The 12,764-nt window shown below is 73.8% G+C and carries 13 protein-coding genes; 4 read left to right on the forward strand and 9 right to left on the reverse strand.

Features of this window, described 5'->3' with window-relative positions:
* Positions 1-214: 214 nt before the first annotated feature.
* The gene (locus GTY67_RS04310; RefSeq protein WP_093691111.1) at positions 215-661 is read right to left on the reverse strand and encodes a peptidoglycan-binding domain-containing protein; all 447 of its coding nucleotides are present in this window, start codon (positions 659-661) and stop codon (positions 215-217) included.
* Positions 662-1,046: 385 nt separating this feature from the next.
* On the reverse strand, positions 1,047-1,859 hold the full coding sequence (locus GTY67_RS04315) for a LysR family transcriptional regulator substrate-binding protein (RefSeq protein ID WP_093691113.1): 813 nt from the start codon (positions 1,857-1,859) through the stop codon (positions 1,047-1,049).
* 90 nt (positions 1,860-1,949) lie between these two features.
* On the opposite strand from GTY67_RS04315, the gene GTY67_RS04320 reads away from it, so the two are divergent.
* Positions 1,950-2,342, forward strand: coding sequence for a DUF5997 family protein (locus tag GTY67_RS04320; RefSeq protein ID WP_093691115.1), 393 nt, complete (start codon positions 1,950-1,952; stop codon positions 2,340-2,342).
* Positions 2,343-2,446: 104 nt separating this feature from the next.
* Here GTY67_RS04320 and GTY67_RS04325 read toward each other — a convergent pair whose 3' ends face one another.
* The 4 genes from GTY67_RS04325 to GTY67_RS04340 form a co-directional block, all read right to left on the reverse strand.
* Complete coding sequence (locus GTY67_RS04325) at positions 2,447-2,944, reverse strand: peptidylprolyl isomerase (protein WP_093691117.1); 498 nt, start codon at positions 2,942-2,944, stop codon at positions 2,447-2,449.
* Positions 2,945-3,019: 75 nt separating this feature from the next.
* Positions 3,020-4,189 carry a serine hydrolase domain-containing protein gene (locus tag GTY67_RS04330; RefSeq protein WP_161277833.1) on the reverse strand — a complete coding sequence of 390 codons (1,170 nt, stop codon included), beginning with the start codon at positions 4,187-4,189 and terminating at the stop codon, positions 3,020-3,022.
* A gap of 93 nt (positions 4,190-4,282) precedes the next feature.
* Complete coding sequence (locus GTY67_RS04335) at positions 4,283-4,858, reverse strand: histidine phosphatase family protein (RefSeq protein ID WP_093691126.1); 576 nt, start codon at positions 4,856-4,858, stop codon at positions 4,283-4,285.
* A gap of 641 nt (positions 4,859-5,499) precedes the next feature.
* Positions 5,500-6,969 carry a PLP-dependent aminotransferase family protein gene (locus tag GTY67_RS04340; RefSeq protein WP_161277834.1) on the reverse strand — a complete coding sequence of 490 codons (1,470 nt, stop codon included), beginning with the start codon at positions 6,967-6,969 and terminating at the stop codon, positions 5,500-5,502.
* Here GTY67_RS04340 and GTY67_RS04345 point away from each other — a divergent pair.
* Complete coding sequence (locus tag GTY67_RS04345; protein ID WP_161277835.1) at positions 6,968-8,026, forward strand: DMT family transporter; 1,059 nt, start codon at positions 6,968-6,970, stop codon at positions 8,024-8,026. The two genes, GTY67_RS04340 and GTY67_RS04345, sit on opposite strands and share 2 nt — an antisense overlap.
* A gap of 42 nt (positions 8,027-8,068) precedes the next feature.
* A complete protein-coding gene (locus tag GTY67_RS04350; protein WP_018515301.1) occupies positions 8,069-8,278 on the forward strand; it encodes a DUF1918 domain-containing protein in 210 nt (69 codons plus the stop codon).
* Positions 8,279-8,327: 49 nt separating this feature from the next.
* Here GTY67_RS04350 and GTY67_RS04355 read toward each other — a convergent pair whose 3' ends face one another.
* Positions 8,328-9,566, reverse strand: a complete 1,239-nt coding sequence (locus GTY67_RS04355; RefSeq protein ID WP_161279950.1) for a family 10 glycosylhydrolase — start codon at positions 9,564-9,566, stop codon at positions 8,328-8,330.
* Between the two features lie 229 nt (positions 9,567-9,795).
* On the opposite strand from GTY67_RS04355, the gene GTY67_RS04360 reads away from it, so the two are divergent.
* Positions 9,796-10,656, forward strand: coding sequence for a 3-hydroxybutyryl-CoA dehydrogenase (locus tag GTY67_RS04360; protein ID WP_161277836.1), 861 nt, complete (start codon positions 9,796-9,798; stop codon positions 10,654-10,656).
* A gap of 69 nt (positions 10,657-10,725) precedes the next feature.
* Here the strand turns inward: GTY67_RS04360 and GTY67_RS04365 are convergent, their stop codons facing one another.
* Positions 10,726-11,253, reverse strand: coding sequence for an NUDIX domain-containing protein (locus GTY67_RS04365; protein WP_093693444.1), 528 nt, complete (start codon positions 11,251-11,253; stop codon positions 10,726-10,728).
* A gap of 86 nt (positions 11,254-11,339) precedes the next feature.
* Positions 11,340-12,689 (reverse strand): transcriptional regulator, encoded by a 1,350-nt coding sequence (locus GTY67_RS04370; RefSeq protein WP_161277837.1) that lies wholly within the window; start codon positions 12,687-12,689, stop codon positions 11,340-11,342.
* Positions 12,690-12,764 lie beyond the last annotated feature (75 nt).

Below are 12,764 nucleotides of genomic sequence, written 5' to 3' on the forward strand. Positions count from 1 at the left end.
CACCGAGCAACCCCGTCCGCACCACGGTCCGTTCACACCACTGCCCGGTGCGCCACCACTGGCGCACCGGGCAGGTCCGGGCCTTCATGAAGAGTGCGGAACGGTCCGCTCCCCCGCTGACCGTGCGATCGGCGACCCCCGTCGCGACGCCGCTCCCGGTCCTCCCATCACCGGCCGGAGCCCCTCCTCCCCCGAGGGGCCGCTCGCTACCGGATCAGAGACGGTCGGCCAGGCGCTTGAACGCGGCCTGGGTGCCCGGTCCGGCGATGCCGTCGATCGCGCCGGTGTACCCGTACTGGTTCTTGAGGCTGCGCTGGAGCGCCTTCACCGTGCCGCTGCCGACGACGCCGTCGATGGCGCCGTCGTAGCCCCAGTGGCGGAGGAAGCGCTGGAAGGCCTTCCAGCTGTTGGTGCCGAGCTGTCCGTCGATCGCGCCGGTGTAGCCGTACGAGCGCTTCAGCCAGCCCTGGACCTTCTTCGCCTGGGCGGTGCTCAGGCCGAGGTTGACGACCGCGAGCGGCGCGACCGCCTCGGCGCTGACCGCCGGTGCGGACTGCTGCGCCGGCGTCGCCGCGAAGCTGGTGCCCGCTGCCCCCAGCGTCCCGGCCGCGATCCCCGCAGCGGTGGCGACACTCACGAACGTCCGCGTCATGGCACGCATGTACTTCCCCTCCCGTGAACGGAACCGACCGCACCGGCCGGCTGACGACAACCCTGCGGGACAGGGGGCGCCGCCCACCACGGCTGCCGGGGAAGTGACGCAATCCCGGGAATTCCCGCCCCCTGACCTGCTGGGACGCCATTCGCGGGATCGGCCGGACGGGACGTCGGGACACGGAGGCGAAGGGACGGCGGGGGCGGGGAGGGGGTGGGTAGGCAGGTGGGAGTAGCGCATGGCTACGCGTACGGGGCCGGACGGCCCCGCTGCCGGCATACGCGCGCGGGGGCGGAGGCCCCAAGCCATCGGCTTACGCGTACGAGGGCGCAGGGCGCGTACGGAGAGGGCGCAGCCACCAAGGCAGGCGCACGGGGCGGGGTGCCCGGCTCTAGCGGCCGCGCGGCTTTCCGCGTTTGCCGGGCGTCTTGCCGCCCGGCTGGCCGGACCTGCCGCCCTTGGGGGCGCCCGCGCGGCGGCCCGTACCGGACTGCTTGCCGCCGGGTGCGGGCTTGCGGCCGGAGCCGGTGCCCGTGGCCGCCCGCTTGGCCTTCGCCTTCTCCTTGGCCGACGGCTGGGGCGGAGTGGCCGCGCGGCCCCGGGTGCTGTTGACCGTGCGCCCCCGGACGATGCCGATGAACTCCTCCACCAGGTCGGGGGTGGGCTCCTCCTGCGGCCACGACAGGGCGACGCGGGACTCGGGGGCCTCCAGGACCGGGCGGTAGGTGAGGTCCTTGCGGTGGTGCAGGCGGGCCAGGGACTGCGGGACGAGGAGGACGCCCACGCCCGCCGCCACCAGTTCGATCGCGTCCGCCGTCGTGGCCGGGCGTTCGAGTGCGGGACGGCCGGGGAGGGTGTCCCAGTCGAGGAGGTCGTCGAGGGGGTGCAGGACGATCTCGTCCGCCAGGTCGGCGAGCGTCACGTCCTCGGCGGCCGTGGCGACGTGGTCCTTGGGGATCACGACGACGGTCGTCTCGGTGTAGAGGGGGATCGCGCTGAGGACGTCCCGGTCGACCGGCAGCCGTACGAGACCGGCCTCCGCGCCTCCGTCCGCCAGCAGCCGCGAGGCCTCGGCCGCGGGGACCTGGACGAGCTCCAGGGGGGTGCCGGGCAGCCGCTCGTGCCAGACCCTCACCCACTTGGTCGGCGTCACGCCGGGGACGTACGCGAGCCTGAAGGATGAGGGGGTGTCCGAGCCTGTCACGGAACCAGGCTACCGGCCGGGTCGCCGCCGGCCCGCCCCGGTCGGCGGTGAGTGGTCGGAGGTATGTCCCATGGTCGATACCCTGGACCCATGACGTCGCACAAGACCGCCCAGACCATGAAGCCCGCCACCGCGGCGAAGAAGCTGGGTGTGTACCTCCAGGCCACCCCCGCCGAGTTCCAGGAGGGTGCCGTCTCGCGCACCGAGCTCAACGCCCTCCAGACCGACCCGCCCGCATGGCTGGTGGAGCTGCGCCGCACCGGACCGCACCCCCGTCCGGTGGTCGCGGCGAAGCTCGGCGTCTCCATCGCGGGGCTCGCCCGCGGCGGGGTCACCGATGCCCTCACCACCGAGCAGATCGACGCCCTGAAGGACGAGATGCCCGAGTGGCTCCAGAAGGAGCGGGCCACCCAGGCGGAGGTCCGCAAGGAGGCCGCCCGGATCAAGGAGCGCAACGCGGAGCGCGCCGCCCAGGCGAACTGACCGCGAACGACCGCAATACCGGGAAGCCCGGCCGACGCGATGCGTCGGCCGGGCTTCCTGTGTGCCGGGAGTGCCGGGCTGCCGGGCCCGAAGGCCCGCCTCGGTCAGAGAACGCCGGACTCGGCGATGGTGACCTTGGCGCGGGTGCGGCCGCTGGAGGAGCCGAGCGCCTCGATCTTGCGGACCAGGGCCATGCCGTCCTCGTCGGCGACCTCGCCGAAGACCACGTGCTTGCCGTCCAGCCACGGGGTGAGCACCGTGGTGATGAAGAACTGCGAGCCGTTGGTGTTCGGGCCGGCGTTGGCCATGGAGAGCAGGCCGACGCGGTCGTGCTTGAGCTTGAAGTTCTCGTCGGCGAACTTCTCGCCGTAGATGCTCTTGCCGCCGGTGCCGTCACCCCGGGTGAAGTCACCGCCCTGGAGCATGAAGTCGGTGATGACGCGGTGGAAGGACGAGCCGGCGTAGCCGAAGCCCTTCTCGCCGGTGGCGAGCGCGCGGAAGTTCTCCGCCGTCTTGGGGACGACGTCGTCGAACAGGTTGAACGTGATCCGCCCTGCGGGCGCGTCGTCGATGGTGATGTCGAAGTAGACCTTGGTTGTCATGGTGACATCCTCACATTCCTGGCAACCGCAGGCGAAACCCGGGTTGGGTCGGTGGTGTGGAATGTCGCGTTCCGCTCACGCCCGGGCGGGGTCCCCGAGGGCCGCGTAGACCGCTTCGACCAGGGCCGTCTTGCGGGGATCGTCGGCCACTCCGGAGCCCATGCGGTTCATGACGTAGCCGAGGGCGATTCCCGCTTCCGGGTCGGCCAGCCCGCAGGAGCCGCCCGCGCCGTCGTGGCCCATCGCCCGCGGGTTGGGGCCGTAGGAGCGGTTAGGACCGCTCAGCCAGAGGCCGAGGGCGATCTCCGTCTCGTGGGCGAAGGCGTCGCCGAGGACGAGGTCGCGGCAGGCGCCCTGGCTCTCCCGGACGCGTTCGGCGGCCCGCTCGGAGAGGATGCGGCGGCCGTCGAGGGTGCCGCGTCCGGCGAGGATGCCGTAGAGCGCGGCGACCGCGCGGGCGGTGCCGTGGCCGTTGGCGGCGGGGATCTCGGCGGCGCGCCAGGCGGGGGTGTTGGCGGCGGCCCGGCCCGTGGGCGGGTTGAGCAGGGAGGCGACGGCCACGGGCTCCATCCGGGCCAGGAGGGCGGCCTGGGCGGCGCGGTCGGTACGTTCCTGGACGAGTTCGGCGAGCCGGGGCGTCTCCTTCTCCGGGAGGCCGAAGGTGAAGTCGATTGCGAGCGGGCCGGTGATCTCCTGCCGCAGGAACTCCCCGGGCAGCGAGCCGCTGATCCTGCGGACCACCTCGCCGACGAGGAATCCGTACGAGATCGCGTGGTAGCCGGACCGCGTCCCCGGCTCCCACATGGGGGCGGTGGCGGCGAGCCGGGCGCAGGTCAGCTCCCAGTCGTACAGCTCGTCCAGGGTGTGCGGTACGTCGATCCCGGCGACCCCGGAGCGGTGCGAGAGGAGATGGCGTACGAGGACGGCGTCCTTGCCGTTCGCCGCGAACTCCGGCCAGTACGTGGCCACGGGGGCATCGAGGTCGAGGAGGCCCCGGTCGGCGAGGATGTGGGCGCAGAGCGCGGTGGGGCCCTTGCTCGTGGACCAGACGTTGACGACGGTGTCCCGCTCCCAGGGGCGGGTGCGGGACTCGTCGGCCCAGCCGCCCCAGAGGTCCACCACGGGGACGCCGCCGGAGAGGACGGTGACCGCCGCGCCCAGCTCGCCGCGGGCTCTGAAGTTCTCCTCGAAGGCGGCCCGGACCCCGGCGAACCGGTCGTCGCAGTGGCCGTGGATCTGCGGCACAGGGGCTCCTTCGGTACGGTGCGGGACCGGCGCCCCTGCAACGTACCGACTGGTCGGACTGGAGGGAAGGGCGGGTGCCGGCCGGAGTCGGGGTCAGCGGATGCCGGATTCCAGGCTCAGGCTCCAGCGGCCGGGCGCACCGGCGAGCGTGACCGTGGAGAGCGGGCGGACGTCGATGTTCCAGTACGCCGTCGGCGGCACGTTCAGCGCGTAGACCAGGGCCGCACGGATCACGGCGGGTTCGGCGACCGCGACGATGAACCCGTCGCAGGCCGGACGGGTGTCCAGCCAGCTCCCGACCCGCCCGATGAAGGCGAGGAGGGACTCGCCGCCGTGCGGGGAGCCGCCCGGGTCGGCGAACCAGGCCTCGACGGCGGCGGGTTCGCGGGCGGCGACCTCGGCCAGGGTCATCCCGCGCCAGCGGCCCATGTCGCAGTCGCGCAGGGCGGGCTGGGCCATGGGCGCGTAGCCGAGCGCGTCGCCGGTGGCGCGGCTGCGCGGGGTGGGCGAGCAGTAGCGCAGTTCGGCCGCCCCGAGCGGGACGAGGGTGTGGGCGACCAACTGCACCTCGTGCCAGCCCGCGTGGTCGAGGGGCCGGTCGTCGTCGAAGCGCTCGGCCAGGCGGGGCGAGGTGCGCGCCGCCGCGACCAGGGTGACCCGCTGCGTGATGGCCGGATGCGTCATGGCCGGATCGTGGTGCCGAACGCGTGTCCGGTCAAGAGGGCCCCGGTCTGTGGGGGGCGTGGGGCGGGGGCGGGGAGGGCCAGGGGGGCGGGGGCCGGGGCGTGGGGCGGGGCCCGATGCGGGGGCGTGGGCTGGTGGCCGTGGGCGGTGGGGCCGGGGGCGGGGGCCGGGGGTGAGCGGTAGCCGGTCGGCGTGGGCGGTGGGGCGTGGGCCCGGGGCCGGGAGCCAGGGCCTGACGCGGGGGCGTGAGCCGGGGCCGAGGGCCGATGCGGGGGACGAGAGCCGATGGCCGGTCGCGCCGTGGCCGGTGGGCCGTGGGCCCGGGGCCGGGAGCCAGGCCTGACGCGCCGGGGGGGGAGCTGGTGGCCGTGGGCCGGTGGCCGGGGCCTGACGCGGGGCGTGAGCCGGTGGCCGGGGGCCGTGGGCGGTGGGCCCGCGGCCGTAAGCCGGGACCTGACGCGGGCATGAGCCGGCGGCCGCCGTGAGCCGGGGGCCGAGGGCCGCCGTGGGCCAGTGGCGGTGGGCCGCCGTGAGCCGGTGGCCGTGGGCCCAAACCCGTACCAAGCCGCGCTCAACCGCCAGCCTCCTCCGGGCCCACCGCCCGCCCAACCCGTACCCGGCCGCGGTCAGCCGCCCGACACCCCAGACCCCCGCACCCCGTCGTACGCGGTACGCAACCGGCGTACACCCTCCGCGATCTCGGCCGCCCCGGAGACCGCCGCGAAGCTCAGCCGTACGTGGCCGGCCGGGGGTTCGGCGCAGAAGTACGGGCTGCCCGGGGCGATGGCGACCGAGGCGCGCAGGGCGGCCGAGGCGACGGCTGCCTCGTCTGGGCCCGTGCCCGCGCCCGTCGCCGGGATCCGGAGCCAGAGGCTGCCGCCGCCCGCCGGGACGTGGGGCAGGGCGAACGCGGGGAGTTGGGAGCGGAGGGCGGCGGCCATCACCGTACGGCGGCTGCGCAGCTCCACCGCCACCGCGGCCAGGTGGCGGCCCCAGGACGGGGAGCCGACGAGTTCGAGCGCGGCCTCCTGGAGCGGCCTGGGGACGAAGAAGCTGTCGACGACCTGGATGGCGCGCAGGCGTTCGAGGACCGGGCCCCGGGCGGCCAGTGCGCCGACCCGGAGGCTGGGCGAGGTGACCTTGGTGAGCGAGCAGACGTGGACGACCACCCCGTCGGGGTCCTCGGCGGCCAGCGGTGGCGGGAGCGGTCCGGCGTCCTCGTGGACGAGGCGCCGGGCGAAGTCGTCCTCGATGACGAAGGCTCCGGCCGCCCGTGCGATCGCCAGGACCTCGGGGCGGCGGGCGGGGGCGAGCGTCGCCCCCGTGGGGTTCTGGAAGAGCGGCTGGGTGACGAAGACCCGGGCCCCGGTGGCACGGAACGCGTCGGCGAGCAGCTCGGGCCGGACCCCGTCGGCGTCCATCGGAACGGGGACCGGGCGGAGCCCCGTGGCGCGGGCGACCGCGAGCATGCCGGGGTAGGTGGGCGACTCGACGAGGACCGGGGCGCCGGGCGGGGCGAGGGCGCGCAGGGCGGTGGCCAGGGCGCTCTGGCCGCCCGCGGTGATCAGGACGTCGGCGCCGGAGAGGGCCGGGCCGATCTCGCGGGCGAACCAGGACCGCAGTTCGGGCAGTCCGTCCGTGGGCGGGCGGCCCCAGGCTCCCGGGCGGCGGCCGGCCCGGGCGAGGGCGGCCGAGAGGGCCCGCTCCGGCTGGAGATCGGCGTGCAGGTAGCCGCCGTTGAACTCGATGGTGCCGGGCGGTGGTGCGGCGAGGGTGGCAAGGACCCCGGAGGCATCGACCGTACGGGGCACGACCTCGGGTCCGCCGTCGCCGCTCAGCGACACCTCCTGCCAGGACGTGTCACCGGGAGCGGGCACTTCGGCACGGGGCTCGGCCCGGAAGGCGCCGGAGCCGGGGCGGGTGATGACAAGCCCTTCGGCGGCGAGCTGGGCGATGGCGCGGGAGACGGTGACGGGGCTGACCCGGAAGCGTTCGACGAGCGCGCGACTGGAGGGCAGCTTTCCACCGGGTGAGTAGCGGTTGAGCTCGGCCCGCAGGGAATTGACCAGTTCGGCGACGCTGCTACGCTCTTGCATGAGAGCACAGGATAGCGCTACCGCATCGGGCACGATAGCGGTCACCATCGGTACGGAGACCTCCCCGACGCCGGCCACAGCCTCGCCCCCGCACGCACCGCAGGACACCCCCGGGGCCACGGACGCGCCGCAGCACACACCCAAGGCCCCCGCCCGCCGTGGCACGCTCCTCGCCGCGCTCGGCGTCGTGGCGTTCTCGCTGACCTTCCCCTCCACCGCCTGGGGCCTGGAGAGCTTCGGCCCCTGGTCCCTCGTCGCCCTGCGCTCCACGCTCGCCGCCCTGATCGCGGGCTGCTTCCTGCTGGCGGTCCGGGCGCCGGTGCCCGCGCGCCGCCACTGGGGCGGGCTCGCGGTGGTGGCGGGCGGCGTGGTGGTCGGGTTCCCGCTGCTGACGACGCTGGCCCTGCAAACCTCCACCACCTCGCACGCGGCCGTGGTCGTGGGCCTGCTGCCGCTGACGACGGCGGTGCTGGGGTCCCTCCGTACCGGGGAGCGCCCTTCCCGTGCGTTCTGGGTCGCCGCCCTCGCCGGCGCGGCCGTCGTCATCGGCTTCACCGTGCAGCAGAGCGGCGGCGCCCTGACCTCGGGCGACCTGTATCTGTTCGGCGCGCTGCTGGTGTGCGCGGCCGGGTACACCGAGGGCGGCCGGCTGGCCCGGGTGATGCCGGGGTGGCAGGTGATCGGCTGGGCACTGATCCTCTGCCTGCCGTTCGCGGTGGCGGGCACTTCGGTGGCCCTGCCGCTGGAGCCGGTCCACCTCACCGCGCACGGCGTCCTCGGCCTGGTCTGGGTGGCCGCCGGATCGACCTTCTTCGGCCTGTACGTCTGGTACAAGGGCATGGCCGAGATCGGCGTCCCCCGCGCCAGCCAACTCCAGCTCGCCCAACCGCTCCTCACTCTGGCCTGGTCTTTCCTGCTGCTCGGCGAGGAGGTCTCGGCGGCGGCTCCCCTCGCGGCGGTGGCGGTGCTGGTGTGCATCGCGGCCACCCAGCGGACGGGACGCCGGGCCCGGGCCGAGCAGCGCGCAGCAAGGGGATCCCGGCCCGTACGGTCATAGACTTGGTCGTACGGACCGCCACCCGTGAGGAGGTCACTCCCGATGGAGGCACACGCGGGCGACCGGCTGCTGATGCACGGCAGGACCGTGGGGCAGCACGACAGAGTCGCAGAGATCATCGAAGTGCTCGGGGACGGGGGCGCCCCTCCGTACCGGCTCCGCTTCCCCGACGGCCACGAACACCTGATGTCCCCCGGGCCCGACAGCGTCGTCCAGCACATCGAGGCGCCCCAGGGCCGGCAGCCGCAGTAGGAGGGCCGGGGCCGGGGTCCGAGCGGCCCCGGCCCCTCACAGCTCCGGGTCAGCGCGGGGCGCGGGCCACGTCCTGGTAGTGGTCGGCGGCCACCCTGGCCATCGCGCCGATCCGGTCCGCCGCCACGTGCTTGGCGGAGAAGAAGATGTGGCCGCCCGCCTCCTCGTGGTCGCGGGCGAGGGTGAGGTGGCGGGAGAGTTCCGCCGGGTCCTGCCAGGCGGCGGGCTGAGCCGGGTCACCGGCCTTGTAGAGCGCCTCCCCGACGTACAGGCTCACGCCTGTGCCTCGTACGGTCGCGGCCCACCAGGCGAGGACCTTGGCGTAGTCGGCGGCGGTCTGGCCGAGATGCCAGTAGATCTGCGGGGCGATGTAGTCGATCCAGCCTTCCTTGACCCATTTACGGGTGTCGGCGTGCAGGTCGTCGTACGTCTCCACCCCGGCCCGGGTGTCGGAGCCGAGCGGGTCGGCGGTCTTGTTGCGCCAGACGGCGAAGGGGCTGATGCCGAACCGGACGCCCTGCCGGGTCTCCCGGATCCGCTCGCCCATCTCGCGCACCAGCCGGTCCACGTTGTCGCGGCGCCAGGCGGCCTTGTCCGGGAAGGCACCCCCGTACCGCTCGTAGGCGGCGTCGTCCTTGAACGTCTCGCCCGCCGCCGGATACGGGTAGAAGTAGTCGTCCCAGTGCACCGCGTCGATCTCGTAGCGGCGGACGGCGTCCAGCATCGCGTCCTGGACGAAGCGGCGGACCTCCGGCAGGCCCGGGTTGTAGTAGAGCTTCCCGCCGTACGGCAGGACCCAGTCGGGGTTGCGCCGGGCCGGGTGGGAGGCGGCGAGGCGGGTGGGGTCCGTGTGGTTCGCCACCCGGTACGGGTTGAACCAGGCGTGCAGTTCCAGACCCCGGTCGTGCGCCTCGCGGACGGCCGTGGCCAGCGGGTCCCAGCCCGGGTCCTGGCCCTGGACGCCGGTGAGGCAGTCGGCCCACGGTTCGTACGGGGAGGGCCACAGGGCGTCCGCCGTGGGGCGGACCTGGAGCACCACCGCGTTGAGCCGCAGCCGGACGGCCCGGTCCAGGTGGGCGATCAGTTCTGCCTGCTGGGCCGCCGCCGTCAGGCCCTTCTTGGAGGGCCAGTCCAGGTTGGCGACCGTGGCGATCCACACACCGCGCAGCTCGCCCCGCGCGAAGAGGTCCTCGCCGCCGCCTCCTCCCCGTACCGCCCGGGCCGTCCGCGCGACCGCCGCGTCACTCCCCGTCGTCATCGCCGCCAGCAGTCCGGCCGCACTGGCCACCAGTGCTCTCCGGGTCATCCCTGTACGTCGCATACGCCACACTCGTCCCTTCACGTCGGCCATCACCACCATCGCTCCACGTAACAGGATGATGCCCTTCCGTAGCCGTATGACCCGCAGGTCACCGGGGTGGGCTCGCGGAGTAACGTCGTGGGGTCGAGGCGGGCACCGGAATCAGACGGGACCCTGCAATGCGGAGAACATCGAAAGGCACGAGGTGACGGACTCTATGGCCGACATTGCACGCGTCGGGGTGGTGGGCTGTGGCCAGATGGGCGCAGGTATCGCGGAGGTGTGCGCGCGCAGCGGCCTCGAAGTGAAGGTCGCCGAGACCACCGGCGAGGCGCTGGAGATCGGCCGCACCCGGCTGCACAACTCCCTCTCGAAGGCCGCCGAACGCGGCAAGATCACCGAGCAGGAGCGGGACGAGACCCTCGGCCGCCTCAGCTTCACCACCGACCTCGGGGAGTTCGCCGACCGCGACCTCGTCATCGAGGCCGTCGTGGAGAACGAGCAGGTCAAGACGGAGATCTTCCAGGTCCTGGACCAGGTGGTGACCCGGCAGGACGCGATCCTCGCCTCCAACACCTCCTCCATCCCGCTGGTGAAGCTGGCCGTGGCGACCTCGCGCCCGGACCGGGTCATCGGCATCCACTTCTTCAACCCGGCGCCGGTCCAGAAGCTGGTGGAGCTGATCCCGGCGCTGACCACGTCGGACGAGACGATCGCGCGCGCCGAGGCCGTCGTCCAGGACGTGCTGGGCAAGCACCCGATCCGCGCCCAGGACCGGTCCGGCTTCGTCGTCAACGCGCTGCTGATCCCGTACCTGCTCTCGGCGATCCGGATGTTCGAGTCGGGCATCGCGAGCCGCGAGGACATCGACAACGGCATGGAGATGGGCTGCGCCCACCCGATGGGCCCGCTGAAGCTCGCGGACCTGATCGGCCTGGACACCGTGGCCTCGGTCGCCGATTCGATGTACGCCGAGTACAAGGAGCCGCTGTACGCCGCTCCCCCGCTGCTCCAGCGCATGGTCGACGCGGGCCGCCTCGGCCGCAAGACGGGGTCGGGCTTCTACCCGTACGCCTGACTCCCCCCGTCACTTCGTGGAGCCGGTCCCGGACACCCCGGGACCGGCTCCTCGTGCGTACAGAACCGGTCAGAGCCGCAGGTGGTGCAGCATCAGCAGCGCCGCCGCCATGTTCGCCGCCGGCACCTCGCCCCGGGCGATCATGTCCGGAACCAGCTTCAGCGGTATCCACTCACGGCGTGAGGACTCGAAGGCGTCCTGCGGAGGGCCCGTGTACTGCGCCTCCTCCGCCCAGTAGAGGTGGTGGCGGGCGTCGGTGAGGCCGTTGGCGGGCTCCACGGTGAGCAGCGGGCGCAGCGGGCCCGGCCGCCAGCCGGTCTCCTCCTCCATCTCGCGGGCCGCCGCGGCCGCGATGTCCTCGCCGTCCTCGACGACCCCCGCGGCCAGCTCCCACCCCCAGCTGTCGGTGATGAACCGGTGGCGCCAGAGCAGCAGCACCTCGTCCGCCGCGTTGACGACGGTGGCCGCGGCGACGGGCCGCAGCCGGATGACGTAGTGGTCGAGGTGGCTGCCGTCGGGCAGCTCCACATCGGCCAGGTTCACCCGGAACCAACGGTTCTGATACACATTCTGTTCGCTTAAGTTCGTCCACTGCACGGTTCTGCCGCCTTTCGACATGTTGGGGGCAACATGCCAGCAGGGTCGGCCGCGAAGCGGAACGAGCGGCGGGTGCGCGGCGGAGCTCACAGGGGCACGCGGAGCGCCCCGCCGATCACATCGGCCGTCTGTACGGCGTCGGCGCAGCCGCTCTCCGCCAGCTCCCGCCGCACCTGGCGCAGCCGGTCGCGCAGCCGCTGGGACTCCATGCCCCGGGCGCGCTCGGCCATTTCGGCGGCGGTCCCGGCCGCGCGGTCCGGCTCGCCCTGGAGCAGTTCGATATGGCTGAGCATCGCCAGTCGGTGCACGCGCCCCCGGTCGTGCGCCGGGGCGCGCACGGCGGAGGCCGCGTGCTCCCGTGCCGCGGGCAGATCCCCGAGGCTGAGCAGCGCCTCCGCCACCTGGACGTCGACCAGCCCCGGCTGGACGTACCCGGTCTCGTCGGGCTCCCGCCCGGTGTGGATCCGGCCCGCCTGCGCCTCGGCCCGCCCGATGCGGGCCCGGGCCGCCGCCGCGTCGCCGAGGTGGGCGTACGCCTTGGCCTGCATGGCGTGCAGATCGGCGGCGAGCGCCGGGGTGATGTGGTCCCCGGCGGCCCGCAGCGCCGCTTCGGCGAAGGCGATGGAGCGGCGGTGGTCGCCGAGGAAGAGGGACTGGGTGGTCAGCAGGGCGATCACATAGCCGCCGAGCGCGCGGTCGCCGCTGGACTTGGCGAGCCGCAGCGCCTGGTGGAAGTAGCGCTGGGCGAGGCCGTGGGCGTCGGAGTCGTACGCGCAGATGCCGGCCACCGCCACCAGCGCGGCCGTCGCCCGGTGCAGGCGGCGGCCGAGCGCGTCGCTGTGGCCGCCGCGCAGCAGGGGTGCGGCCTCGGCGTTGAGGAAGCGGACGATGCGGGGTCTGGTAGCGATGCCGCCCGCCTTGCGGTACATCTGCTCGTAGTGGTCGCGGGCGGAGCGGAGCGTCTCTATGTCGGCCATGCTGACGCGGCCGGGGCCCGGGCGGGAGACGTCGGTGTCCTCCGGAGGGTTCTCCCACTCCCAGACCGGCATCACCGCCGTGGTGCCGGTGACGGCGGGGACGGTGGCCAGGTGGGGGCGCTGCTGTTCGTCCGAGCGCCAGAGCGCCGTGGCCCGGTCGACGAAGCCGGAGAGGGTAGCGCTGTGCGGTGCGCTCTCGGTGCCGTGGCCGCCGAAGACGCCCATGCCGATGTCGTCCAGCGCGACCGGGCGGCCCAGCCGGCCGCCCAGCACCTCGCAGATCAGGTCCGGCACCTGGCCGCGCGGGCGCTGGCCCTTCAGCCAGCGGGAGACCGCGGTGTGTTCGTACCGCAGGGTCAGGCCGCGTGTCCGGCCCGCCCGGTTGACGTGACCGGCGAGCCCCGCCCGGGACATCCCGGCCTCGTCGATCAGGGATTCGAGCAGGACATTCGGCTCCATGGTCCCCCCAGGTGCGTGTCGCAATGAGCCTAGTCCAGCACGTTTCACACGGGGTGTGAACGGAATGCCCGAACC

Origin of the sequence: Streptomyces sp. SID8374 (genome assembly GCF_009865135.1) — a bacterium.
GTDB lineage: Bacteria > Actinomycetota > Actinomycetes > Streptomycetales > Streptomycetaceae > Streptomyces.

Coding starts and splice junctions, on each gene's coding strand:
- GTY67_RS04310 (WP_093691111.1), bottom strand. CDS start 661: ATGCGTGCCATGACGCGGACGTTCGTGAGTGTCGCCACCGCTGCGGGG.
- GTY67_RS04320 (WP_093691115.1), top strand. CDS start 1,950: ATGACGTCGCACAAGACCGCCCAGACCATGAAGCCCGCCACCGCGGCG.
- GTY67_RS04325 (WP_093691117.1), bottom strand. CDS start 2,944: ATGACAACCAAGGTCTACTTCGACATCACCATCGACGACGCGCCCGCA.
- GTY67_RS04345 (WP_161277835.1), top strand. CDS start 6,968: ATGAGAGCACAGGATAGCGCTACCGCATCGGGCACGATAGCGGTCACC.
- GTY67_RS04340 (WP_161277834.1), bottom strand. CDS start 6,969: ATGCAAGAGCGTAGCAGCGTCGCCGAACTGGTCAATTCCCTGCGGGCC.
- GTY67_RS04350 (WP_018515301.1), top strand. CDS start 8,069: ATGGAGGCACACGCGGGCGACCGGCTGCTGATGCACGGCAGGACCGTG.
- GTY67_RS04360 (WP_161277836.1), top strand. CDS start 9,796: ATGGCCGACATTGCACGCGTCGGGGTGGTGGGCTGTGGCCAGATGGGC.
- GTY67_RS04370 (WP_161277837.1), bottom strand. CDS start 12,689: ATGGAGCCGAATGTCCTGCTCGAATCCCTGATCGACGAGGCCGGGATG.